This window comes from Hymenobacter oligotrophus, from assembly GCF_003574965.1.
In the GTDB taxonomy this organism is placed as follows: Bacteria; Bacteroidota; Bacteroidia; order Cytophagales; family Hymenobacteraceae; genus Solirubrum; species Solirubrum oligotrophum.
This window is the reverse complement of record NZ_CP032317.1, coordinates 2,404,391-2,427,238: the sequence shown is the minus strand read 5'-3', so window position 1 is coordinate 2,427,238 and position 22,848 is coordinate 2,404,391. Positions and strand designations below refer to the sequence as shown.

Annotated in this window: 19 protein-coding genes; 7 read left to right on the top strand and 12 right to left on the bottom strand. The window is 60.2% G+C overall.

Annotated elements, in window-relative coordinates; genetic code table 11:
- Positions 1 to 177: 177 nt before the first annotated feature.
- The 5 genes from D3Y59_RS10390 to rodA all read left to right on the top strand — a co-directional run bounded on the left by D3Y59_RS10390 (position 178) and on the right by rodA (position 6,099).
- On the top strand, positions 178 to 1,203 hold the full coding sequence (locus tag D3Y59_RS10390; RefSeq protein ID WP_059067075.1) for a rod shape-determining protein: 1,026 nt from the start codon (positions 178 to 180) through the stop codon (positions 1,201 to 1,203).
- Positions 1,204 to 1,295: 92 nt separating this feature from the next.
- Complete coding sequence (mreC, locus tag D3Y59_RS10385; RefSeq protein WP_119444992.1) at positions 1,296 to 2,222, top strand: rod shape-determining protein MreC; 927 nt, start codon at positions 1,296 to 1,298, stop codon at positions 2,220 to 2,222.
- Entirely contained in the window at positions 2,222 to 2,746 is a 525-nt protein-coding gene (locus D3Y59_RS10380; RefSeq protein ID WP_240410329.1) for a hypothetical protein, read from the top strand. Before mreC ends, D3Y59_RS10380 begins: the two co-directional genes overlap by 1 nt.
- A gap of 162 nt (positions 2,747 to 2,908) precedes the next feature.
- A complete protein-coding gene (gene mrdA / locus D3Y59_RS10375) occupies positions 2,909 to 4,747 on the top strand; it encodes a penicillin-binding protein 2 (RefSeq protein ID WP_119444991.1) in 1,839 nt (612 codons plus the stop codon).
- A 62-nt stretch (positions 4,748 to 4,809) separates the two neighbouring features.
- The gene (rodA, locus tag D3Y59_RS10370) at positions 4,810 to 6,099 is read left to right on the top strand and encodes a rod shape-determining protein RodA (protein WP_119446424.1); all 1,290 of its coding nucleotides are present in this window, start codon (positions 4,810 to 4,812) and stop codon (positions 6,097 to 6,099) included.
- Positions 6,100 to 6,242: 143 nt separating this feature from the next.
- On the opposite strand, the gene D3Y59_RS10365 is transcribed toward rodA, so the two are convergent.
- Entirely contained in the window at positions 6,243 to 7,505 is a 1,263-nt protein-coding gene (locus D3Y59_RS10365) for a hypothetical protein (protein WP_119444990.1), read from the bottom strand.
- Positions 7,506 to 7,545: 40 nt separating this feature from the next.
- On the opposite strand from D3Y59_RS10365, the gene D3Y59_RS10360 reads away from it, so the two are divergent.
- Positions 7,546 to 7,875 (top strand): 2Fe-2S iron-sulfur cluster-binding protein, encoded by a 330-nt coding sequence (locus tag D3Y59_RS10360; protein ID WP_119446423.1) that lies wholly within the window; start codon positions 7,546 to 7,548, stop codon positions 7,873 to 7,875.
- A gap of 49 nt (positions 7,876 to 7,924) precedes the next feature.
- Here D3Y59_RS10360 and recO read toward each other — a convergent pair whose 3' ends face one another.
- The 7 genes from recO to D3Y59_RS10325 form a co-directional block, all read right to left on the bottom strand.
- Positions 7,925 to 8,644, bottom strand: coding sequence for a DNA repair protein RecO (gene recO / locus D3Y59_RS10355; protein WP_119444989.1), 720 nt, complete (start codon positions 8,642 to 8,644; stop codon positions 7,925 to 7,927).
- 83 nt (positions 8,645 to 8,727) lie between these two features.
- Positions 8,728 to 11,079, bottom strand: coding sequence for a type IX secretion system anionic LPS delivery protein PorZ (gene porZ / locus D3Y59_RS10350; protein ID WP_119444988.1), 2,352 nt, complete (start codon positions 11,077 to 11,079; stop codon positions 8,728 to 8,730).
- Between the two features lie 53 nt (positions 11,080 to 11,132).
- Positions 11,133 to 11,768 (bottom strand): thymidine kinase, encoded by a 636-nt coding sequence (locus D3Y59_RS10345; RefSeq protein WP_119444987.1) that lies wholly within the window; start codon positions 11,766 to 11,768, stop codon positions 11,133 to 11,135.
- A 152-nt stretch (positions 11,769 to 11,920) separates the two neighbouring features.
- On the bottom strand, positions 11,921 to 12,361 hold the full coding sequence (locus tag D3Y59_RS10340) for an FKBP-type peptidyl-prolyl cis-trans isomerase (protein WP_119444986.1): 441 nt from the start codon (positions 12,359 to 12,361) through the stop codon (positions 11,921 to 11,923).
- Between the two features lie 3 nt (positions 12,362 to 12,364).
- Positions 12,365 to 12,907 carry an FKBP-type peptidyl-prolyl cis-trans isomerase gene (locus D3Y59_RS10335; protein WP_162910681.1) on the bottom strand — a complete coding sequence of 181 codons (543 nt, stop codon included), beginning with the start codon at positions 12,905 to 12,907 and terminating at the stop codon, positions 12,365 to 12,367.
- A 75-nt stretch (positions 12,908 to 12,982) separates the two neighbouring features.
- Positions 12,983 to 14,002, bottom strand: a complete 1,020-nt coding sequence (locus D3Y59_RS10330) for an FKBP-type peptidyl-prolyl cis-trans isomerase (protein ID WP_119444984.1) — start codon at positions 14,000 to 14,002, stop codon at positions 12,983 to 12,985.
- A gap of 158 nt (positions 14,003 to 14,160) precedes the next feature.
- Positions 14,161 to 15,192, bottom strand: a complete 1,032-nt coding sequence (locus tag D3Y59_RS10325; protein WP_119444983.1) for a DHH family phosphoesterase — start codon at positions 15,190 to 15,192, stop codon at positions 14,161 to 14,163.
- 412 nt (positions 15,193 to 15,604) lie between these two features.
- On the opposite strand from D3Y59_RS10325, the gene D3Y59_RS10320 reads away from it, so the two are divergent.
- A complete protein-coding gene (locus tag D3Y59_RS10320; RefSeq protein ID WP_119444982.1) occupies positions 15,605 to 16,024 on the top strand; it encodes a nucleoside-diphosphate kinase in 420 nt (139 codons plus the stop codon).
- Positions 16,025 to 16,361: 337 nt separating this feature from the next.
- On the opposite strand, the gene D3Y59_RS10310 is transcribed toward D3Y59_RS10320, so the two are convergent.
- From D3Y59_RS10310 to D3Y59_RS10295, 4 genes are all read right to left on the bottom strand, one after another.
- Complete coding sequence (locus tag D3Y59_RS10310) at positions 16,362 to 17,648, bottom strand: nucleoside permease (protein WP_119444980.1); 1,287 nt, start codon at positions 17,646 to 17,648, stop codon at positions 16,362 to 16,364.
- 175 nt (positions 17,649 to 17,823) lie between these two features.
- Complete coding sequence (locus D3Y59_RS10305; RefSeq protein ID WP_119444979.1) at positions 17,824 to 18,438, bottom strand: superoxide dismutase; 615 nt, start codon at positions 18,436 to 18,438, stop codon at positions 17,824 to 17,826.
- 101 nt (positions 18,439 to 18,539) lie between these two features.
- The gene (locus D3Y59_RS10300) at positions 18,540 to 18,989 is read right to left on the bottom strand and encodes a nucleoside deaminase (protein ID WP_119444978.1); all 450 of its coding nucleotides are present in this window, start codon (positions 18,987 to 18,989) and stop codon (positions 18,540 to 18,542) included.
- A 127-nt stretch (positions 18,990 to 19,116) separates the two neighbouring features.
- The gene (locus D3Y59_RS10295) at positions 19,117 to 22,746 is read right to left on the bottom strand and encodes an ABC transporter permease/M1 family aminopeptidase (RefSeq protein ID WP_119444977.1); all 3,630 of its coding nucleotides are present in this window, start codon (positions 22,744 to 22,746) and stop codon (positions 19,117 to 19,119) included.
- Positions 22,747 to 22,848: the final 102 nt, after the last annotated feature.

Here is a 22,848-nt window from a genome sequence, read left to right as displayed (position 1 = left end):
ACTTAGCAGAAAAAAGACCCGGCTGAGGAATAACAGCCGGGTCTTTTACGTTTAGGGGCCCAATCGGTAAGTTTCTGCCGTTGCAAAGGAGTTGGGCTTCGCCGAAGAGTGCTTACCTTTGCCCACCTTTTTGTAAGCGCACAACACACGCTTTCTTTTTCAATTGCCTCTAAATCAATGGGATTTTTCAACTTCCTTACCAGCGACATCGCCATTGACTTGGGCACGGCCAACACGCTCATTATTCACAACGACAAAATTGTGGTTGATGAGCCCAGCATAATTGCTAAGGACCGTACGACCAATAAAGTAATTGCCGTGGGCCGGCAAGCGCAGCAAATGCACGAAAAGACCCACGACAATATCAAAACCATTCGTCCGCTGAAGGACGGCGTAATTGCCGACTTCCACGCCGCCGAGGAGATGATCAAAGGCATGATTCGCATGATTGATGCGAAAACGCGCCTTTTTCAGCCCTCGCACCGCATGGTCATCTGCATTCCCTCGGGCATCACGGAGGTGGAGAAGCGCGCCGTGCGCGACTCGGCCGAGCATGCCGGTGCCAAGGAAGTGTGGATGATTCAGGAGCCGATGGCCGCGGCCATTGGTATCGGTATTGATGTGGAGCAGCCTGTGGGTTCGATGATCATCGACATCGGAGGTGGTACCACCGAAATTGCGGTAATCGCCTTGTCGGGCATCGTGTGCGACCAGTCGATCAAAACGGCCGGCGACGTGTTCAACCAGGACATTCTCGACTACATGCGACGCCAACACAACTTGCTGATTGGCGAGCGTTCGGCCGAGAAAATCAAGATTGAGGTAGGTGCGGCGCTAACCGAACTGGAGCAAACGCCGCCCGATTTTGAAGTACGCGGCCGCGACCTGATGACCGGCATCCCGAAGGTTATCAAGGTTACCTCCGCCGAAATTGCCATTGCGCTGGATAAGTCGGTGGCCAAAATCGAGGAAGCTACCCTGAAAGCACTCGAAATTGCTCCGCCCGAACTTTCGGCCGACATCTACGACAACGGCATTCACCTGACGGGCGGTGGCGCACTGCTGCGCGGCCTCGACAAGCGCCTGGCTGCCAAAACCAAGCTGCCTATCCACGTGGCCGAAGACCCGCTGCGCGCCGTAGTGCGCGGCACTGGTGCTGCCATTAAAAACATCCAAGGCTTCCGCAGCGTCCTACTTACCTAGGTGCAATGAGGAACGAAGAATGAGGAACGAGGAAGTGTGGGGCCGCCCCGTTGCTCGTTCCTCATTCTTCGTTCCTCATTCTTCATTAGCTCATGCGTAATCTGCTCGCTTTCCTTTTTCGCTACCGGGGCATCCTGGTGTTTGCGTTATTGGAAATCGTGAGCCTGATTATGCTCATTCGCAACAGCGCCTACCAGCGCGCCGCTTTCTTCAACTCGTCCAACGCTTACGTAGGGCGCGTGCTGGAATTTCGAACGCAGGTGTACGATTACTTCCGGCTGGTTGACGTGAACAAGGCCCTGGTAGCCGAAAACGCACAGCTGCGCCAGCAAATCTACCGCTCCGACCTGAGCAGCCGCCTGCCCGATAGCCTTGGTGTGCCGGGCGATACCACCGGCACGCGCCTGCGCCCCGATACCCTAACCCTAGGTATGCAGGCGGTGCTCACGCGCTCCTCCGACTACCCGCTCATTCCGGCGCGCGTCATCAACCAAACGCTGCGGCGGGTTGATAACTACCTGACATTGAATGCCGGCAGCAACCAGGGCGTGCAACCGGGTATGGGTGTGCTTACGGCCGGTGGGGTAGTGGGACGGGTGCGGCAGGTAAGTGCCCATTACGCTACCGTTACGTCGGTGCTGCATTCCAAAACCAATCTGTCGGCCAAGCTGCTGCGCGACGGCACGTTTGGCACCATTAAGTGGCTGGGCGAAGACCCCACCCACGCGCTGCTCGACTACATTCCGCGCCAAAACAAGCTGCTGCGCGGCGACACGGTGGTTACCTCCGGCTACAACGCCGTGTTTCCGGCCGGCGTGATGGTTGGCACGGTCGACGGCTTCAGGCAGGAGCCCGACAAGAACTTCTGGACGGTGCGCGTGAAGCTGGCCGTCGATTTTTCGAAACTCACCTACGTGTACGTGGTGGGGCCGCAACCGCGCGCCGCCGAACGCGACACGCTGGAAACCCGCTCGGGTTTGCGTACGCCCGCCACGGGCGAGGAAGGAGGGCAACCCTGATGGGCAACCTAGGGCAAATATTACTGCAGCTGCTGCGTTTTGCCATTTACGCAGGCGTGCACGTGCTGCTCATCAGCCGGTTGTCGTTGTTCAATGTGGGCTGGTGCTTGTTTTACCTAGGCTTTCTGCTGTTTCTGCCGATAGCCACGCCCATTGTGCTGCTGCTGGTGCTGAGCTTCGTCACGGGTTTTACCATGGATTTGTTTTACGACACGGGCGGGGTGCATGCCGCCGCTGCCGTGCTCCTAGGTTACCTGCGCCCTTGGGTGCTAAAGCTGCTTACCCCGCGCGACGGGTACGACGCCCAAGACTCCGTGAACATCCACCAAATGGGTTGGCAGTGGTTTTTGGTGTATTTGGTGTTGCTGGTGGGCATCCACCATTTTGCCTTCTTCTTTTTGGAGCTGGGCAGCTTCAGCGCGGTTGGGCTTACCCTGCTGAAAGTGTTGGCCAGCACCTTGTTTACGGGCGTTACCATGCTCATTGTGCAGCTGCTGTTTTTCCCGGCCAAGCGCCGGCGGTAGCGGCGGCCGCGCCAAGCCGGGAGCTAAAGCCCCCGCCGCAGCGTTGTGGCGTAGCTGCTTGGCCCAATCGGTCCCGGGCTTAGGGATAACGCCGCGGTTGTGGTACCTTTGCTGGCTGATTGCACCTAGGGCAGTCACCTCACTTTCAGATCGTAACGCAACTTGCAGTACTTAGAAGGCCGCAAATTTGTCGTGCAGGGGATTTTCCTGGCAGTGGCGTTGGTATTTGCGGTGCGGCTCTTCCACATTCAGGTGCTCGATGGTAGCTACAAGCTGGCCGCCGACAAAAACACGCTGCAGCGCATCGTACAAACGCCCTACCGGGGCATGATTTACGACCGTAACGGGCAGCTGCTCGTGCACAACACGCCCGTGTACGACTTGCTGGTGATTCCGCGCGAGGTGAAGAACCTCGATTCGGCGCGGTTTTGCCAGCTCATGCAAATGCCAATAGAGGAGCTGCGCGAAGGCCTGAAAGCCGCCAAAATTTATTCGCGCTCCAAGGCCACGCCGCTGGTGCAAAACCTCTCCACGCCCGAGCTGGCCGCTATTCAGGATAACCTCGTCGATTTTCCGGGTTTTAGCATCAAGGCGCGCATGGCTCGTGCCTACCGCACCGAGAACATGGCGCACGCCCTAGGATACGTGGGGCCTATTTCGCCCATGATGCTCGAAAAGCCCAAGTACGCCAAGTACACACCCGGCGACTTTTTGGGCATCAGCGGCCTCGAGTCGTTTTACGAAAAGGAGCTGATGGGCCGCCGCGGCATACAGTACCGCATGGTAAACGTGCGCGGCGTGGAGAAAGGCGCGTTCCGCGACGGCGAGTTCGATACGCTGTCGGTGGCCGGGCAGGACTTGCACCTCAGCATCGATGCGGAGCTGCAGAAATACGGCGAGTTTCTGATGCAGGGCAAGCGGGGCTCCGTCGTAGCCATCGACCCCAAAACCGGCGAAATACTGGCATTTGTGTCGGCGCCGGCCTTCGAGCCCACCCGCCTCACGGGCAAAGGCTTGGGCAACCGCTACATGGAGCTGCTGCGCGACGAGTCGCGCCCGTTGTTCAACCGCCCGCTCGCGGCTACTTATCCGCCGGGCTCGGTGTTCAAGCTCGTCAACGAGGCCATAGCGCTGCAAGAAGGCGTAGTAACGCCCGAAACGGGCTTTGCGTGCAACCAACGCCTGGTGCGCTGCACTCACCGCCACGAGTACCCGGCCAACTCCACCATTGCCATCAAGAACAGCTGCAACCCGTACTTCTACCAGGTAATGCTGGCCACCGTGCGGCGCGGGCGCTCCACCAATAAGTTCAAGGATGCCGCCCTGGGCCTAGCCGAGTGGCGCAAGCATGTTACTTCGTTCGGGCTGGCGCAGCACCTAGGGGTCGATATTCCGGGCGAACGAATGGGGCTGATTCCGTCGCCTAACTTTTACGACAAGCGCTACGGCCAAAACCGCTGGGGCTACAAAACGGTGTATTCGCTCAGCATTGGGCAAGGCGAGATTGGCATTACGCCCCTGCAAATGGCCAACCTGATGGCCATCTTTGCCAACCGCGGCTGGTACTATGCCCCGCACTTCGTGCGTCGCATCGGCAACGGCGGGCCGCTGCCACAGTTCACGCAAAAACACTACACCACGGTAGCACCGCAACATTTCGAGTCGATTATACCCGGCATGCTGGCGGTGGTAAACCAACGCGGTGGCACCGGCATCAACGCCAACCTATCCGATGCCGGTATTTGGGTGGCCGGCAAAACCGGCACCGTGCAAAACCCCCACGGCGACGACCACGCCACTTTCGCCGCTTTTGCCCCCGCCGAAGACCCCAAAATCGCCATTTCGGTGTTCATCGAAAACGCTGGTTTTGGCGGGTCATCGGCTGCGCCACTGGCGGGTTTGATGATCGAGAAGTACCTGCGTGGCAAAGTTTCGCCGTGGCGCAATCGGTGGGAGCAGTGGCTGCCCGGCCCCGCCGAGCGTTTCGTGACGCGTCATTGATTATCAGCCAATAGAGGCACTTCGAACAGCATTTTTTCCTCGCATCTAATTACCCGTTGCCCGTGAACCAGGTACGCTACAGCCGCAGCATCGATTGGGTAACGCTGTTGCTTTACATCCTGATGGTGGGGGTGGGCTTGCTGAACGTTTACGCAGCCTCGTACTCGCCCGAAATGCCTTTTTCCAGGGTATTTTCCTCTGATTGGAGCGGGTTGATGGCCTTCAACTGGTTCAAGCAGCTGGTTTGGATTGGGGCGGCCGTGGTGCTGATTGTGGTGCTGGTGGTAATCGACTACAAAGCCTACGACACCTTTGCCTACGTGCTCTACGGGGGCATGATTGTCCTGCTGCTGGTAACGCTGGTAATTGCGCGCCCCATTGCTGGTTCGCGCTCCTGGCTGGAGTTGGGCCCCGTGCGCCTGCAACCCGCCGAGTTTGCCAAATTTACCACTGCGCTGGCCGTGTCGCGGTTTATGGCTGGCATCAACCTGCGGCAGCACAATTTTCGGCAGCAGATGGTGCTGGTGGGGCTTACGCTGTTGCCCCCAGCGCTTATCATTGCCTCCAACGAAACGGGGCAGGCACTGGTGTTCGGGGCCTTTCTGTTGGCGTACTTCCGCGAGGGTATGTCGCCGCTGATTCTGCTGATTTTGGCCGCTGCCGCCGTGGTGCTGATTTTGTCGCTGCTGGTGCCCAAGCTGTGGCTGGTGGGCGTGTTCACGGTAATTTTGGCCTTGGTGTTCGTGTTCAATAGCCGCATTTTCCGCCACCACCTCCCGCTTGCCTTGTCCACCTACGCGGTGGTGGTAGGCATGGTGTTCGGCGTCGATTTTTTCTACAACAGCGTGTTGCAGCCCCACCAGCGCAAGCGCATCGAGGTGCTCATCAACCCCTCGGCCGATCCGCTGGGCTTTGGCTGGAACGTTACGCAGTCGAAGATTGCCATTGGCTCGGGTGGGCTGCTGGGCAAAGGTTTTCTTGAGGGCACCCAAACCCGTTTCGACTTCGTGCCCGAGCAAAGCACCGACTTCATTTTCTGCACGGTGGGCGAGGAGTGGGGCTGGTTTGGTACCATGCTTACCGTGGTGCTGTTCATGACGCTGCTAGTCCGCATTATTTACGTGGCGGAGCGCCAGAAATCGGTGTTTGGGCGCACCTACGGCTATTGCGTAGCCAGCATCATCTTCTTCCACTTCTGCGTGAACATCGGCATGACCATTGGATTGGCGCCGGTGGTAGGCATTCCACTGCCGTTTTTCAGCTACGGCGGTTCCTCGCTGTGGTCATTCACCATTCTGCTGTTCATTCTGCTGGCCATCGACGCCTACCGCAAGCAGGATTTGGTGCGCTAGCCCACCGGCCCAGCCCTAGGTTAGGCGAGGCCCGCCAAAAACAAACAGCCCGTTTCGGGTAAGGTAGCCGTCGATACCTTCCGAAACGGGCTGACTGCATGCTCTGGCAGCCTCGGTGCCGCCCGCGCACCTAGGCGGTGCAGCTACGCAAATTTGCGGTCAATCAGGCGCAGCAGCTTGTTTACGTGCTCGTCCTTGCGCACCCACTGGTAGCGTTGGGCCAGCTCGTCGGTAACGTACGAGCGGGCTGCATCGGCTGTGGGCAGCCCATCCAAGTGCTCTATGGCGGCGTGGTACTCCATGTTTTCGCCGTTGAACAGCTCGTTGATAAAGCTGAAGCGCTGGTTGATGGAAATAGCCCCGCGCAGCGAATCAATTTTGGGCTGTGCCTCGGCAATGGTGCTCCCGTTGGCCTTCACGCCCAGCTTTTCACCTAGGGCCACCGGGCGGTTGCTGGCCAGCTTGTCGTTGAGCGTGTTGATGGGCTGCACCGCTTCGGCCAGCGGCTTGGGCCGGGGCGCGTCGGGGGCAGCGGGCATTGGCTGGGCCGCCGGTGCCTCGGCGGGCACAAGGGCAGGGGCGACAACGGGCTCGGCAGCGCGAGCGGGCTCCGGCGAAGCAGCTGCGGCCGCCGTCGGCTCCGGGCTCTCGGGCGTTGGCTCGCTTGCCGGGCGAGCGTCGGCGTCAACCGGTTGTGGCGGTGCGGAGGAGGTGGTGGCCGTAACAGCGGGCTCGGGCGTTGCCGAGGGCGCAGCGGGAGCGGCGACTTGGGGTTGGCGCAACTCGCTGGCCGTAACGGGCAGCAACGTGCTCAGTTCGGCCAGCAAAGCACTTAGCGTTTTCACCTCTTGGTAGCGCGCGTCGGCATAAACCCGGAAGCGGGTAAGCAGGGCATCGCGCTCCTGGGGCAGTTCGGCCGGCAAGCTGTCGATAAACTCTTGGTAAAGCGGTTTGTTTACCTCGATGTAGCGCAGCATATCGCGCAGTTGGGCCGGCGCAACGGCCGCTTGCTCGGCAGGCAGCAGCTTGCTTTCGAAAATGGCGGCTGGGTCGAGGGCGGTGCGCAGCGTATCGGCCACGGCCTGAGCCAGCAGGGGCTCGTAAGTGGCGCGTGTAAGCTTGATGCGCCGCGAAAGCAGATTCATCAGCTGGGTTAAGGCCTGGCGAACAGCGTCGTCTTCGTAGTCGAAGTAGGGGCTGCGCAGGCGCGCCATTTCTTGCGTCCATTGGGCCAGCAGTTGCTGCACCACGTACAGGTTGAGTTGCCGAACGGGGGCGAGCCGCAGCACAGCGGGGCCATCCAGGGTAGTGCCAACGGGTTGCGTGGCAAAGTATTGGTCGCAGAGGCGGGCCGCCAGCCGGCGGCCGTAGGCCAGTAGCTGGTCGTTGCTATACGTATCTTGCATCCTCAAAAAAAGCCTGCTTCAAGTAGGCAAGTTAGCCAAAATGCCTACACTAACCGTGCAAAACCTGCCCGGCGGGCCTATCAACGTAAGCAGCGGGCAGACGTTGCTGCGGGCTGTGCAAGACGCCGGCCACGACTGGATGCACGCCTGCGGCGCCAAGGGCCGGTGCACCACGTGCCGCATCGAGTTAATAAGCGGAGCCGAAAACCTGGCCCCGCCCACCGCGCACGAGCTGCGTTACCTCAACACGGGCCGGCTGGCACCCAATTGCCGCCTAAGCTGCCAGGCGCAGCTGCCGCAGGGCGAGGTGGTAGGCCGCGTGCCCGATGCCACCCAGCTGCCCCACGTGCAGTACCTAGGTGATAGGTAACATGTGACACGTAACAGGTGAGCTGGTTGGCCTCGCCGCGTGTTGCGGGCTACAATTCGGCCAGCACCTCCGATAGCACATCGAGCGAGCGAACGTCGCCTAGGCCTTCGATGTGCAGCTGATAGTAGCGCAGCAAAATGTTGAGCAAATCGCGGCGTACGCGGCCGTTCGGGATGGCAGCCTGCTCGGGCTGGTGCAGCAAATCGTCGTAGAAGTGCTCGAACTCCTGAAAGCGCAGCACCGTGCTGCGGGCCGTGGACGATTGGTTGACGTCGGAGGCAAAGGCAACTTGCTCGGTAATCTGCTGCCCCGACTCGGGCCCGAACCCTAGGTAGCTGGCTAGGTTCAGCAGAAACAGGAGCGGGAAGTTCTCGAACCCGGTTTGCTGCTCGTCGAAGGCCACAATGGCGTCGTACAGAAACTCAAACAACGCGGGGTTTTCTTCTTCTTCGCGCAGGGTGCGGCCGGCTACTTCCGACAGAAAGAGCACCACACTGCTCTTGCGCACGTCGTACGGAATGCTGCGGAACGGGCGCAGGCACCGGTACTCCGACAAGCGCGTGAGCCCGCCGCGCGGCGACACGTACGCCACCATATCGAGCAGGGTAAAGGGCTGAAACAGCGCGATGCGCCCCGGCGGCTTGGCCTTGCGCACCCCGTTTACGATGTACGATTGCACCCCGCGCTCTTCGGTATAAATGCGCGCGATGATGCTGGTTTCGCGGTATTTCAGGTAGTTCAGGACGATGCCCCGGGTTTTGATCAGCATGCTGATGGAAAAACAAGAATGAGGAAGGCGAAAGGAAGAATAAGTAGAACAATTGTTCCTCCTTATTCCTTCTTTGTTCTTCCTTATTTTGTCAGTACGGCCACCTTCGAAATGCAGCCGTTTTTGCCTTGCGCATCGGCCGTCAGCACTAGGTACACGCCCGATTGCACGCGGCGGCCGTTGTAGTCGGTGAGGTTCCAGACGACGGTGCCGCCGGTGGCGCGGGTTTGGTACACAAGCGTGCCCGTAACATCGGTAATCTTTACCTCCGCGTTGTTAGCCAGCCCCGAAATGCCCACTTGCCCGCTATACTCGGCTCGCACCGGGTTCGGGAACACCTTGGCGCATTCGATTTTGCCTTCCGTAACGGTAGCGGAGCCGCGGTAGCTCACCAAGCCGCCTTCGGTGGCCACCCACACCTCGCCGGTGTAGTCATCAACGGCTACATCAACAATGCGGTTGGTGGGCAGCGGGCTGTTGTCGGTGGTGAAATGAAACAGGCCTTCGTCGCCATCGGGGCTGAACAGCCACAGGCCGTTGTCGGTGCCAAACCACTTGCGGTTGGCGCCGTCCACGGCAATGGCATTTACCACCTCGGAGTACAACAGCTCGTTGCCGCGCCCTTCGCCGCGGCGCACCGCCGGCCGAACAAAGTCAGGCGCATCGGCGTCGAATACCTGGCCGGGGTTGCTGTACACGGCCACGCCGGCATCGGTGGCGGCCCAGATGTCGCCGTTGCGGTCCTTCACCAAGTCGCGCACGTTCACAGCGGGCAAGTTGTAGCTGGCAATGGTAAAGCTGCGGTAGCTGTTGTTTTGCGGGTTGTAAGCCAGCAGCCCCGGCGTGCTGCGCCGGTCGCGGCTTACCCAGGCGTGCCCTAGGTCGTCGAACACCAGCCGCTCGAGGTTGCCCGACCCCGGAAACGCCGGCGCCGCCTGCCAGCTGTTGGTGGCCGGCGAAAACTTAAACAACCCCGGAAACGTGGTAGCGGCCGGGGCGTTGTTCGGCGCCCACCGGTTTACCACCCACACGTTGCCCTCGGGGTCGGCGGCCACGTCGGTCACGCGCACGAACAAGGGCAGGTTGGGGTCTTGCGGGTTGGTAATGCCCGAGCGCAGCGGGCTGTTGCCCAGCCCAAACACCTGAAATTCGCCGGGTCCTTTCCACTGCAGCAGGCCCTGCCCGTAGCTGGCCACGTAGAGGGTGCCGTCGGGGGTGCGGGTGCCGCGGCTAAGGTCGAGCAGGTTGGGGTATTGGCTGGGCGGCAGGGTTTGGGCATTAAAGCTGGTCCAGCGGCCGTCGGCATCGTACTGATAAAACCCGTTACGCGTCCCCAACTGCAGGTAGCTTTCCTGGTAGCCGCCCGTAAATACCGTAACGGTGCGGGTGGTGCGGTCGGTGAGGATGTTGAATGCGGCGGTGGTAGGTGGTGCGTTGCCGACAAAATTTGTCGCGTTTTGGCCGTTGGCCTCGAGGCGTACCAGCCCGTTGCGAAAATCGGCTACGTACACCGGGCCGCTTGCGGGGCGCACGGCATCGCGGATGTCGGCAAATTGGCTGGCCTTTAGCTGGTACCGCGCATTGGTGCGCGCATTGAGCACGTTTACCGCCGTGGGCTCGGCAACCAGCAAGCCCGCCGCCGACGAGCGCAGCGCCCGGAAATCGGCAGCGCCAAAGCCCAGGCTCACTAGGTTGGCCCCCACGGCGCGGTAGAGGTTGTCGTTGTTGATGCCCGCAAACACTTTGCCCTGGTGCGCCACCAGCGTGCGGTAGGGGTTGCCGGCGCGCTGCCCAAAACCAGCGTAGCCGCGCCAGTTATTAAAATCGAGTAGGTTGGTGCCGAGCCGCCCGCGCAGCAAGCCTGCGCTGGTAGCGGCGTATAGCGAGTCGTTGAGCACGGCGGTGGCGTACACCTGCGGCACGGTCCCGCCCGGCCCAATGTTGGCGTAGGTGTCCCGAATTTCGCGGCGCTGCAAGTCGAGCACCACCACGCCAAAGCTCGTGCTGAGGTAGGCCTGCCGGCGCGCAAAGCTGATGCTATAAATATCCTTGCTGCCCGAAATGGCCTTGCGCCGGATGTCGGCGTACGAGGTAAGCAGCCGGCCGGTAGGATCGAGCACATCCACGGTGCCGCTGCGGTAAGCCACCACCACCTGCTGCGTAAGCGAATCGTAGGCTACGGCGCTAACACCCACGTCGGTGAGCCCGTCGCGCCGCGAAAGCAACTGCAGGCTGCTGGTCTCCTTGTCGAAAGCGTAAAAAGCATCCTGCGCCACCACAAACACGCGCTGGCCCGCGTCGGCCAGCATCAGGCTGCGGTTGGTGGGCAAATGCAACTGCCAATCGCCGTAGGCGGCGGTGCGTTGGGCCACGGCTGGTACCGCCGCGCAGGCCAAGCCAATCAGCAGCAAAAACAAACGGAGCGCGTGGGTCATACAGAGTGGGCAGTAGCAGGCGGCGTGCGCACCCAACGCCGCCTAGGTGGCATTTAGTGCTTGAGGTGGGCCACAGCGGCCGCGGCTGCCTGGGCCTCCGATTTGCCGTGCTGGCCCTCCAGGAAGCAGTGGCGGCAGCGGGCCTCGTACGAGTCGGTTTCGCCTAGGAGCACCTGCTCCGCGGAGGCAATTTTGCGGAACGAGTACGAGGCAATGTCGCCGCAGCGCACGCACACGGCGTGCACCTTGGTTACGTACTCGGCCACGGCCAGCAGCGCCGGCATGGGGCCAAAGGGCTTGCCTAGGTAGTCCATATCGAGCCCGGCCACGATTACGCGCACCCCGTGGTCGGCCAGTTGGTTGCACACGTCCACCAACGAGTCGTCGAAGAACTGGGCCTCGTCGATGCCCACCACGTCGCACGAGGAGGCGGGCAGCAGCATTTCGTTGGGGAAGGTAACGGGCGTGGAGCGGATGCTGTTGGCGTTGTGCGACACCACGTCTTCGGCGTGGTAGCGCGTATCCAGCCCCGGCTTAAAGATTTCGACGTGCTGGCGCGCAATTTTGGCGCGGTTAAGGCGCCGGATCAGCTCTTCGGTTTTGCCCGAAAACATCGAGCCCACAATTACTTCTATCCAGCCCCGGCGGGGCAATCCGCGGCCATTGCCGACACGGGGTTCAATAAACATACTCGGGGGTGAAAGCGGCAGGTTCGAAGTCCGAAGTTACACCGCCGCGGGGTGCTTTTTCAAACGCCTTTTCGCGGCACCTAGGGCCACAACGGCTGCGTGCAAAAACCAACCGGCCGAAACGCCTGGGGTTTAGGGTTTCGGCCGGTTGCTTAGTTGATGCGCACAATTTCGAGCTCAAACACCAAATCGGTGTTGGGGGGCACGCGGTACTTGCTGTCGTCGTCGGGGTCGCGGGCACCTTTAGGGCCATAGGCCAGTCCGGCCGGAATGCGGGCCCACACACGAGCCCCCTCGGGCAACAGCGGCAGCAGCTCTTCCCAGCCTTCAATTACCTCGTGCTTGCCGAGCTTCACCCGAATGGGCCGCCCATCGGTAGCCGACGAATCAAAAAACTTACCGTTGGGCAGAAAGCCCGTGTAGTTTACCCGCACGGCTGCCGCGGGCCCAGCCGGCTTGCCTTGCCCGGGTTGCCGCAGCACGTAGCGCACGCCGCCGGGCGTGCGCAGGGTGTCGGCCGCGGGCGGGGCAGCCGCAATACCTAGGGCTGGGAGGCTGGCAAGCAGCGCCGAAAAAAAGGCAATGCGCAACACGGTTTATTGCTTAACGTCGAGCAGCTCCAGCTCAAACAGGAGCGGCGTGAAAGGCCCAATAGTGGAGCCGCTGCCCGTATAGCTGTAGGCCAGGTGCGACGGGATGAGCAGCAGCACGTCTTCGCCTTTGTACATGTGCTCGGTCAAGGCTTCGTTCCAGCCTTCGATTACGCCACCAACCGCAAAGCTGGCGCAGCCGCAGGTCGAGCCGTTGTCAATCGACGAATCGAACCGCAGACCGCTGCTGATGATGCGGCCAACGTAGCGCGTCGTGACGTTGTTGCCGCGCACGGGGCGCACACCCGAGCCAATCTTCTTGCGCCACACGATGTACAGGCCCGAGTTGGTGCGGGTAAAATCGGTGATGTTGTTTTTCTTCAGGTAATCCTGAATGGTGGCATCGTCGATGGGCTTTTGAGCCTCGATCTTCTTCTCGATATCCTTCTGGAAATCGGTTTTGTTGTCGCAGGCACCTAGGGCCAGCAGCAAGGGGAGCAGGGCCCACAACGCGAGGCGGGCAAACAGGTTGGGTGAAGCAGTGCGCATGGTTTTACGAAATAACAGCGGGCGACCAGCTACTGGAGCCGGCCGCCCGCCGGCGGGTTGCATCAAGGTAAGGGATTAACGGCCAGCCGGCGCGCCACCGCCGGGCATCATGCCCATGCCGGGTTGCGGAGCCGGAGCGGCTTTCACATCCACCAACTCCACGTCGAAGCGCAGCACGGCATCGGCGGGGATGTCGTTGCCGGCGCCGCGCTGGCCGTAGGCCAGGCCCGACGGAATCAGCAGCGTGGCTTTGGAGCCTTTGCTGAGCAGGGCAATGCCTTCGTCCCAGCCCGGAATTACGGCGCCTACGCCAATCGGAAATTCAATCGGCTTGCCGCCGTTGCCCTTGGCCGACGAGTCGAACTCTTTGCCGTTGAGCAAGGTACCGCGGTAGTTTACCGATACCACCTGGCCCTGGGTGGGCTTGGCGCCGGTGCCGGGCTGCGTTACCACATAGTACAGGCCCGAAGCAGTTTTCTGACCCTGCAGGTTGTTTTTCTGCACGTACTCCTGGATGGTTTTCTCATCCACGGGCTTCTGCTTTTCGGCGTGCTGCTGCATTTTGGCCATGGCAGCTTGCTGATCTTTCTGCTGGTTGGCCATGGCCGTAGCCTGATCTTCGATGGCGGCCACCTTCACGAACAACGTCATGGTGTTGCCGTGCTTTTTGATATTGGGTGGCGCGGCCTGGCCGGTGGTTTTCATCGATAGCGTATCGGCGTTGAAGCGGAACACGGCCGAGTCGCCGGCTTGCAGCAGCGAAATAGCTTCTTCGAGGCCGCCTTTGCGCGCTACGTCTTGCAGGGGCACCCGCACCGGGAAGCCCATTTGCTGCTTGCGCGACTGAAACAACACCGAGTCTTTGGCGGTGCGGTACTCTACGTGCAGGGCAATGATCTGGCCCAGGCGCTTTTTGTAGTCGGCTTCCGCGGTTTCGGGCTTGATGTCGCGGGCTTTGCCGCTTTTGTCGAACACCTTGTATTCGATGCCCGATTTGGTTTTGGCAAAGTTGCCGCCGGCAGAGTTACAGCCGTTCAGGCCTAGGGCGCCAACCAGCAGAGCGGCCGGCCACAAAAGGAGGGAGTTGCGGAGCATGAAGTAGGAAAAGAGAGAAAATGCGGCTAAAGGTAGAAGTTAGAAGTCAGAGCGTAGAGGGAAGAACTCAGAGCTGAGAAAACCAGCGGCAAACCTGCCGCGTGCTGTTCCGGCTGTTGCATGGCTAAGCTCTTGGCTCTTGGTTCTCGCTTCCGGACCTAGGGAATGGCCAGCGGCGCGGTTACCAATTGGGCTTGGTACTCGGGCAGCAAATCCAGAAACTTCTTCACGGTGGCGTCGAGCGGCTCGTGGCTGATGCCGCCGGCGGCGTTGTGGTGGCCGCCGCCGTTGAAGTGCCGGCGCGAAAACTCACTTACCGAGAAGTCGCCCACCGAGCGGAACGAGATTTTGACGGCCTGCACGCGGTCGATGAGGATGGCGGCAAACACAATGCCCTCGATGCTGAGCGCGAAATTGACGAGGCCTTCGGTGTCGCCGGTTTTGGAGTGGTACTGGCGCAGCTCGTCGGCCGTAATGGCGATGTAGGCCGTGTTGTACTCGCGCAGTACCGTGAGCTTGTCCTTCAGCACAAAGCCCAAAAAGCGCAGGCGCTCCTCGGAGTGCGAATCGTAAATGCGGCGGTGTACGGCCGACAGGTTGATGCCCGCGTCGAGCAGCTCGGCAATGATCAGGTGCACATTGCGCGACGTGCTGGGGTGGCGGAACGAGCCGGTATCCGTCATGATGCCGGCATACAGGCACTCGCCGATGGAGGGGTCGATGAGGGACTGGTCGCCTAGGTCGCGGATGAGCTCGAACACCAACTCGGCCGTGGCAGCCGCGGTCGGGAAGGAAAACGCGATGTCGGCAAACTGCTCGGGCTTTTCGTGGTGGTCGACGAGCACCTTCTTGCCCGGCGCGTTGCGCACGTACTGGCCCAACTCGTTGATGCGGCCGAGCGAGGAGAAGTCGAGGCAGAAAATAACGTCGGCGGTGCCTACGATTTCCTGCACCTGCCGGTCGTTGCGGCCGGGCTCAAACACCACTACCTCGTCGTTGCCGGGCATCCAGGCCAGAAAGTCGGGGTAGTCGGAAGGCGTAACCACCGTTACGTGGTGGCCTTTCTTCTTGAGGTACCCCGCAAGGCCCAGCGACGAGCCCAGCGCGTCGGCGTCGGGTTTGTGGTGGGTGGTAATAAAGATGTGCCGCGGCTCCCGCAGGAGCTCCTTCAGCGCCGTGACTTCGTGCATTGTCGGCTGATAGGTGACTGACTTTGCGGCCCTTACAGGCCGTGCAAGGGGCAAATTTCGGGAATGATTCGCAAAGTTGTTCTGGCCTGCAACATTCGGCCTCGGTCTTTCGGTTCGCGGCCGGGCCTCAAGTGCGGCGCGCCACGGGGCAAAAGTGCCCTAGGTGCCCGGAGCAGCCGGTATGGCTGGCCTTGTTGGGGCAACTTTGTGCGGCGCCACCAAGGCGCGCGGGCCAAAATTAAACCAGCCGGCGGGCCACCGTGCCTCCCAAACAAGCCGGCTTGCGGCGGATACTGCGGCCGGGCTGTGCCACGTCTTCGCATTAACTCCTACTTTTGCGCCCGCAATTCCATTGTTTCTGTAACCGACCGCGCACCCTAGGTGCTGGTCTTTCATTTCAACATCTGACCACATGGCAACGAACCGCACCTTTACCATGATCAAGCCCGACGCTGTACAAGACGGCAACACGGGTGCTATCCTCGCCGACATCGAGAAAGGCGGCTTCCGCATCGTAGCCCTGAAGAAAGTGCTGCTCACCCCGGAGCGCGCCGGCCAGTTCTACGAAGTGCACAAGGAGCGTCCGTTCTACAACGACCTCGTGAAATACATGTCGTCGGGCCCCATCGTAGCGGCAATTCTGGAGAAGGACAACGCCGTAACGGCTTTCCGCGAGCTGATTGGTGCTACCAACCCCGCCCAAGCTGCCGAAGGCACCATCCGCAAGAAGTACGCAAAGAGCATCGAGGCCAACGCCGTGCACGGTTCTGACTCCGACGAAAACGCCGAAATCGAAGGCAGTTTCTTCTTCGGCGCCGACGAGCGTTTCTAGGCTTCTCTCAGCTATTTAAGTTAAAAAGCCGCTCTGCAGTGCGCAGGGCGGCTTTTTTATATGCTGGTTTTGTGCCAGGTTTATACTGGTTATGTATTGACGAGCTTGCTTGAAGCTCCAATTGCCTTGTTGCAACCCTTGGTAGATGCGCACGGAACCGTAGTCGGGCGGTGCTGTACAAGCACGTTGCCCTAGGTGCTTTACCGAAAAGTAGAGCAATAGGAGCTTCGCCTGCAAGCGGATGGCAGAAAAAGCAAAGAGCCGCGCCGCTTGCAGTCCCGAAGTGTTTCCGGGCTGCAAGCGGCGCGGCTCTTTGCAGGTGTCGTGGCTAGGTTACCTAGGCCGAGAGCACCGGTTCGGCGGCGTGGGTATCGGCGTCGGGCACCTCCTGCGGGTTGTGCTTGTGCTTGAAGAGGAACAAGAACAGCACGGCAATAACGAGGGCGTACAAGGCAAAAGCCGTCCAGATGCCGGGCCAGTCCTTGCTTTGGTCGGCGTAGGTGAAGTACTTCTCAATCACGATGCCGCTTACCGAGCTGCCGAGCACGGCACCGAAGCCGTTGGTCATCATCATAAACAAGCCCTGCGCGCTGGCCCGAATGGAAGGCGCCGTTTGCGTTTCGACGAACAACGAACCGGAGATGTTGAAGAAGTCGAAGGCCATGCCGTACACGATGCACGAGAGAACAATCAGCCAGATGCCGGGGCTATCGGGGGTGCCGTAAGCCAGCAGGCCAAAGCGCAGTACCCAGGCAATCATGCTGAACAGCATTACCTGTTTGATGCCGAAGCGGCGCAGGAAAAACGGAATGGCCAGGATGAACAGCGTCTCGGAAATTTGCGAGATGGACATGATCATGGCCGGGTATTTCACCGCAAACGTGTCCTGGTACTCGGGTACTTTGTCGAAGTCGTGCAGGAAGGTGTCGCCGTAGGCGTTGGTGAGCTGCAAAGCGGCCCCCAGCAACAGCGAGAAGATGAAGAAGGTGAGCATCTTAGAGTCGCGCAGCAAGGTAAACGACTTCAGGCCCAGCACATCCACGAGGGAGCGGCTGGGCGTGTCTTTGGCCGTGGGCGGGCAAGCAGGCAGCGTAAACGAATACAAGCCCAGCAGGATGGCCGCGCCGGCCGCTACGTAAAACTGGCTGGCCGATTTTTCGAGGCCCAGCAGGCTCACCGTCCACATGGCGGCAATAAAGCCGATGGTGCCCCAAACCCGAATGGGCGGGTAATCCTTCACCACATCAAGGCCGTCGCGCTTTAGAATGGAGTACGACACGGCAATCGACAAGGCCAGCGTGGGCATGTAGAAGATCATGTTCAACAGCATCACCCAAAACATCAGGCCCGGGTCGTCGACGAGCGGCACGGTGCACAGTACCACCCCGCCCAAAATGTGCAGCAGGCCGTACAGCTTTTCGGCATTCACGTACTTATCGGCCACAATGCCCATGAGCGAGGGCATGAAGATAGACGCGATGCCCATGGTCGAGAAGATGGCGCCGAACTGGGCCCCCGACCATTTCATGGTTTGAAACCAATACGCCCCGATGGTGATCAGCCACGAGCCCCAGATAAAAAACTGTAGAAAGCTGAGGATAATAAGGCGCAGCTTAGTACTCATGCGAGTGCAGTTGGGAGAGGGTAGGGAATGATTAAGTCCATAAAGATACAAGTTTTCTGCCGTGGCAGATGGCGGAAGTGCGCTGCCCCAAGTACCAACAAAAAGCCCCGCACGGTGTCGTACGGGGCTTTTTGGTGCGGCCTGCCCACCAAGTAGCTGGTAGAGCTAGGGCTTGTTAGCTGAGTTTGGCTTCCAGGAAGCGGCGGTTCACCTCATCCCAGTTAATCACATTGTAGAACGCCTGGATGTAGTCGGGGCGGCGGTTCTGGTAGTTGAGGTAGTAGGCGTGCTCCCACACATCGAGGCCCAGCAGCGGCGTGCCTTTGCAGCCCGAGTCGGGCATCAGGGGGTTGTCCTGGTTGGGGGTAGAGCAAATTTGCAGGTTGCCGTCGTTCATTTTGCAGAGCCAAGCCCAGCCCGAGCCGAAGCGCGTGGTAGCGGCTTTGGTGAATTCCTCCTTGAATTTGTCGTAACCGCCGAAGGTCTTCTGGATGGATTCGGCAATGGGGCCGGTGGGCTCGCCGCCGCCGTTCGGCGACAGTACTTTCCAGAACAGATCGTGGTTCCAGTGGCCGCCGCCGTTGTTGCGCACGGCAGCCGGAGCCTTGGCAATGTTATGCAGGATTTCCTCGAGCGACTGATTTTCCATTTCAGTGCCCTGGATGGCGTTATTCAAGTTGGTAACGTAGGCCTGGTGGTGCTTGGTGTGGTGGATTTCCATCGTGCGTGCATCGATGTGGGGCTCCAAGGCATCGTAAGCGTAAGGAAGCTGGGGCAGTTCGAAAGCCATAGCGTCGTGTGGTTTTGGGATGGATAGGATGAGGTACTTCGGTGATTAACCGCCGAAACCGGCCGCGGGTTACGTGCTAGTACGGAGGCGGCCAAAAGTAGCTATTTCCGCTTGTCGGCAAAGAAGCGCTGCATTAAAGCTGCACATTCGGTGGCCAGTACGCCCGTAAGCACTTGGCACCTAGGGTGCAGCAGTTGCCCGTGGCGCGAGTAGCCAACCTTGGGCTCGGGGGTGCCATACACCACGCGCGGTACTTGCGCCCAAGCCGTGGCGCCGGCGCACATTACGCAGGGCTCCACGGTTACGTACAAGGTGCAATCGTGCAGGTATTTGTTGCCTAGGTGGTTGGCGGCGGCGGTAAGGGCCAGCATCTCGGCGTGGGCGGTTACGTCGCGCAGCTGCTCGGTTTGGTTGTGCCCGCGGCCGATGATCTGGCCGGTGCTGTTGTGCGCCACTACCGCGCCAATCGGGATTTCGCCTTGGGCAAAAGCCAGCTCGGCTTCGCGTAGGGCTTGGCGCATCAGGCGTTCGTCGTGGGGTAGCACTCGCATGGGCGGCAAAAGTAGCGCGGACTTTGTAGTCCGCGTCCGCAGGTAGTAATTTCTGAAACGAATAACGATTGAGAATACTATCTGTGGACGCGGACTACAAAGTCCGCGCTACAACTCGGTCAGGCCGCTAAACCTTCTTCTCTTCCGGCGCTTTCACGTTGTCGTCGGGGTTGCGGTCGACGAGCTTGTTGAAGGGGTCGATGCCGACGCGGTCGGGTTTCTGCGGCACCGTGAACTCCAGGCGGTTGAGGCCCGGCACTAGGCGGCGCTTTTCGAGCAGCATGGGCACGTCCTGGTAGCTGCCGTCTTTGGCTTTTTTGCGGGTAATTACGCCCACATCAATAAAGTCGCGCGCTTTCAGGTCGGGCGTTTCGTTGCCCAGCGAGTCGGCGTACAGCTTCTTGGTGTTCACGGTGAACTGCACGCGGTACTGCCCGTTGGGCAGCTTGCGGTATGAGGCCGAATCGACCTTGTTTTCGTACAGCGTAATGCGCTCAAACAGGTCGGTAACCAGGTACTGCAGCGAATCAGGCGTGTGCTTGCGGATGTACCCCAGGAACTCCACCGAAGTCGTGAACGGCGCGCGTTGGAATGCCACCTTGTCGCGGTACTCCTTAATGGCGGCGTTTACGGCCTTCTCGCCCAGGTAGTCCTGCAAGGCGTACATCACCACCGAGCCTTTGCGGTAATGGATGTAGGGTTGGTTTTCAACCAAGTACAGCGGCACTTCCTTTTTGCGCTCCATGGTGCGGCCCGTGAGGTACGAGTTCAGCTCGTACTTCAAGAACTTCTTCATCTTCTCCTCGCCGTAGATGTGCTTCATCACCATCAGGGCGCTGTACTGGCTTAGCGTTTCCGACATGAGCGTACCGCCCTGCACGTTGCCGCCGATAATTTGGTGGGCAAACCACTGGTGCGCCACCTCGTGGGCCGTTACGTACAGCGGGTAGTCGATGTCCTTGGGGTCGGTCGAGTCGACGTGGGCCACAAAGCCAATGCTCTCCGAGAACGGAATGGTGTTCGGGAACGACTGCGCGAACGAGTTGTACCCCGGAAACTCCAGAATACGCACCTGCCGGTGCTGGTACGGGCCGAAGTTGGCGGTGTAGTACTCCAGGCCCTTCTGCACGCCCTTCACCATGCGCTTCAGATTGTACTCGTGGCCGGGCTGGTAGTAAATCTCAATCGGAATGTCCTTCCACTTGCCCTTGTACACGGCGTAGCGCGCCGACAGGAACGAGTAAAAGTTGAGGATGGGCGCATCCATTTTGTAGTGGAAGTAGCGGCGGCCGTCCTTGGTCCATTCCTTCTGCAAGTAACCCGGGGCAATGGCAATCTGGTCGGGCGAGGTGCTGACGGTCGTCTCAAACCGAATCCAGTCGGCCTCGTTGCTGATGTAGGTGTTCATGCGCGCTGCCGAGTCGTGCACCGAGGCCATGCGCGGCTTGGGTTGCAGGCCCTGGTCTTTGCGCAGGTCGTCGTCGCCGAGCTCGGCGCCGTCTTGGTAGCCGATGTGGGGCAGCAGCTCCGAGCTCACGAAGGTGCCGTTGTACACCATGTTGGTGTTGGAGCCGCGGTTGCGGAAGCCCGGGTTGGTGTAGCCTAGGTCGAAATGCAGCTGCAGCGAGTCGCCGGGCTGCAAGGGCTGCTGCAGGCGCACAATGCGGTACACCACTTCCCCAACTTTTTTGTTGAGTACTTCTTTGGCCGGGCGGGCCAGCTCCAGGCGCTTCACTTCGGCGTCGGCCGAGCTGAGCAGGTGCACCGAGTCGATGGCCACTTTGTCGCGGTTGCGCAGCCAGTACGTGCCCTTAAAGCGCACATCGCGCTCGGCCGGGTAAATATCCGCCTCGATGTTGACGGCCGTAATGCGCGGCTGCGGGCGCTTCTCGAAGCGTTTGAACTCCCGCTCGTACTGGGCCTGCAGCTCCTCGGTCTCGTCGGAGGTGCGGTACTCGTTCAGTACGTTGGTGTTGTAGAAGATGTAGGCACCTAGGCCCACGAACGCCAGCAAGGCCACCCCGGCCACCCCGCGCAAAGCCGGCGACATGGAGGAGCGCGCCTGCGCCCACCGCCACGAAAAGCGGGTTTCGGTGCCGCGCGGCCACAGCAGCGACGAGGCCAAGGCCAGCAGCACCGCAAACGCCCCCCAGTACAGCTTAAAGGCAAAGTACGGCCACACAAAATGCCCGTAGCCATTCATGGCTGAGTACCGTACGCCGGGGTCGGAGTTAAAGGAGTACAGGTTGTGCTCCAAGCCCAGCTGCCCTTTGAAGAGGTTAAAGGCGTAGTACAGGATCATGATGAAATGCCCCATGTACTTGTTGTTGCAAAGCACCTGCACCAGCATGGCCAGCACGCACATAATCCAGAAATCGAGCAACTGGAAGCCGAACAGCTCCTTCAGGTACACGTCAATTTCGTAGTTGAAGTAGCCTTTGAAGGTTTGCAACAGCACGCCGCACACCAGCACCACCGTCAGCAGCACCACCTGAATAAGCATCAGCGCCCCGAGCTTGGCCGAAAATGGCACCCAGCCCGGCATGGGCATGGCATCGTAGATCTGGTGAATCTGTGAATCCCGCTCGCGCCATACCAGCTCGCCCGAGTAGAACGTAATGATAATGAGGATGAACAGCGTGAACGAGCCGCCCAGTACCTGCACCACCACCGGCGTAACGGGGTAGGTGTTGGTACCGAACATTTGGCCCACCTGCATACCGGCTATGACAAGGAACAGCACGCCAGCGCCGGCAATGCCCATGAAGTACACGCTGCGCACCGTGCTGAGGAACTCGAGCCGCAGCAAACGCCCAAACTGCGCCCACGCCAGCCCCGCCGTGAAGCGCGGCGTAACGCGCGGCAGCTGCAGGCCCTTAGGAGCATCGGCTACACCTAGGGCGCCGGCTTTGGGGCGCGGGCCGGAGGCCGAAGCGTTGGCAAACGAGAAGCGGAACACGAAGTAGCACACGGCCAGCGTGAGCAGCGTAACGGCGCCCCACAACAGGCGGTTTTGCACCAAATAGTCGCTCCAGGGCATCAGCATGGCGTTGCGTTCGGCCACTGTCCAGTACCGTTGCGTGAGGTACACGGCGCCGCCGCCCATGGGGTCGAGCAGGTTTTGCAGCGTGTCGTTGTCGATGTCTTGCTGCAGGGTTTGGCTGATGGAGTACAGGACAAAGAACCCGATACCGCCTAGGTATACCGCCAAAGCTGAACGCGTAAGAGTAGCCCCCGTGAAGAAGATGGCCCCCGTAAACAGCAGGTTCGGGATGATGATGGTGAGGTAGGGCTGCAGGTAAGCGGCCGCGCGGTTCGGGCCGATTTTGGCCTCATCGAGGCCGGGCCAGTACGTGGCCAGCCAGGCACCTAGGCCCGCGCCGGCAAACACCAGCAGCAGCACCACAAACGAGCCTAAAAAGCGGCCGCCCAGGTAGCCCAGCTTGCTGATGGGCGCCGTGTAATAGAGCGAGTGCGTGCGGTGCTCGAAGTCGCGGAACACGGGCGTGCCCATGATGGCCGACGTAACGAACACGCCAAACATGCTGATGGCCGTAAGCAGCCAGTTAATCTGGTACGGCGAGTTGGCCAGCACCTTGCCGCCGGCGGCGTCGCCCACCACAATGCCCCCGCCGAACAGCCCGCCTAGGGCGAGCATCAGCAGGAAGGCCATCAGGAACATGAGGGCGAAATAAATGTACGTAGCCGGCCGTTTCAGCCGGTAGCGTAGCTCAAAGAGGAATATTTCCAGGAACATGACAACCAGTTTTGGGCGTCATGCTGAGCCCTGCCGAAGCATCTCTACCGATAGTATTCTACTATCTCACGAAGCGGTAAAGAGGCTTCGGCAAGCTCAGCA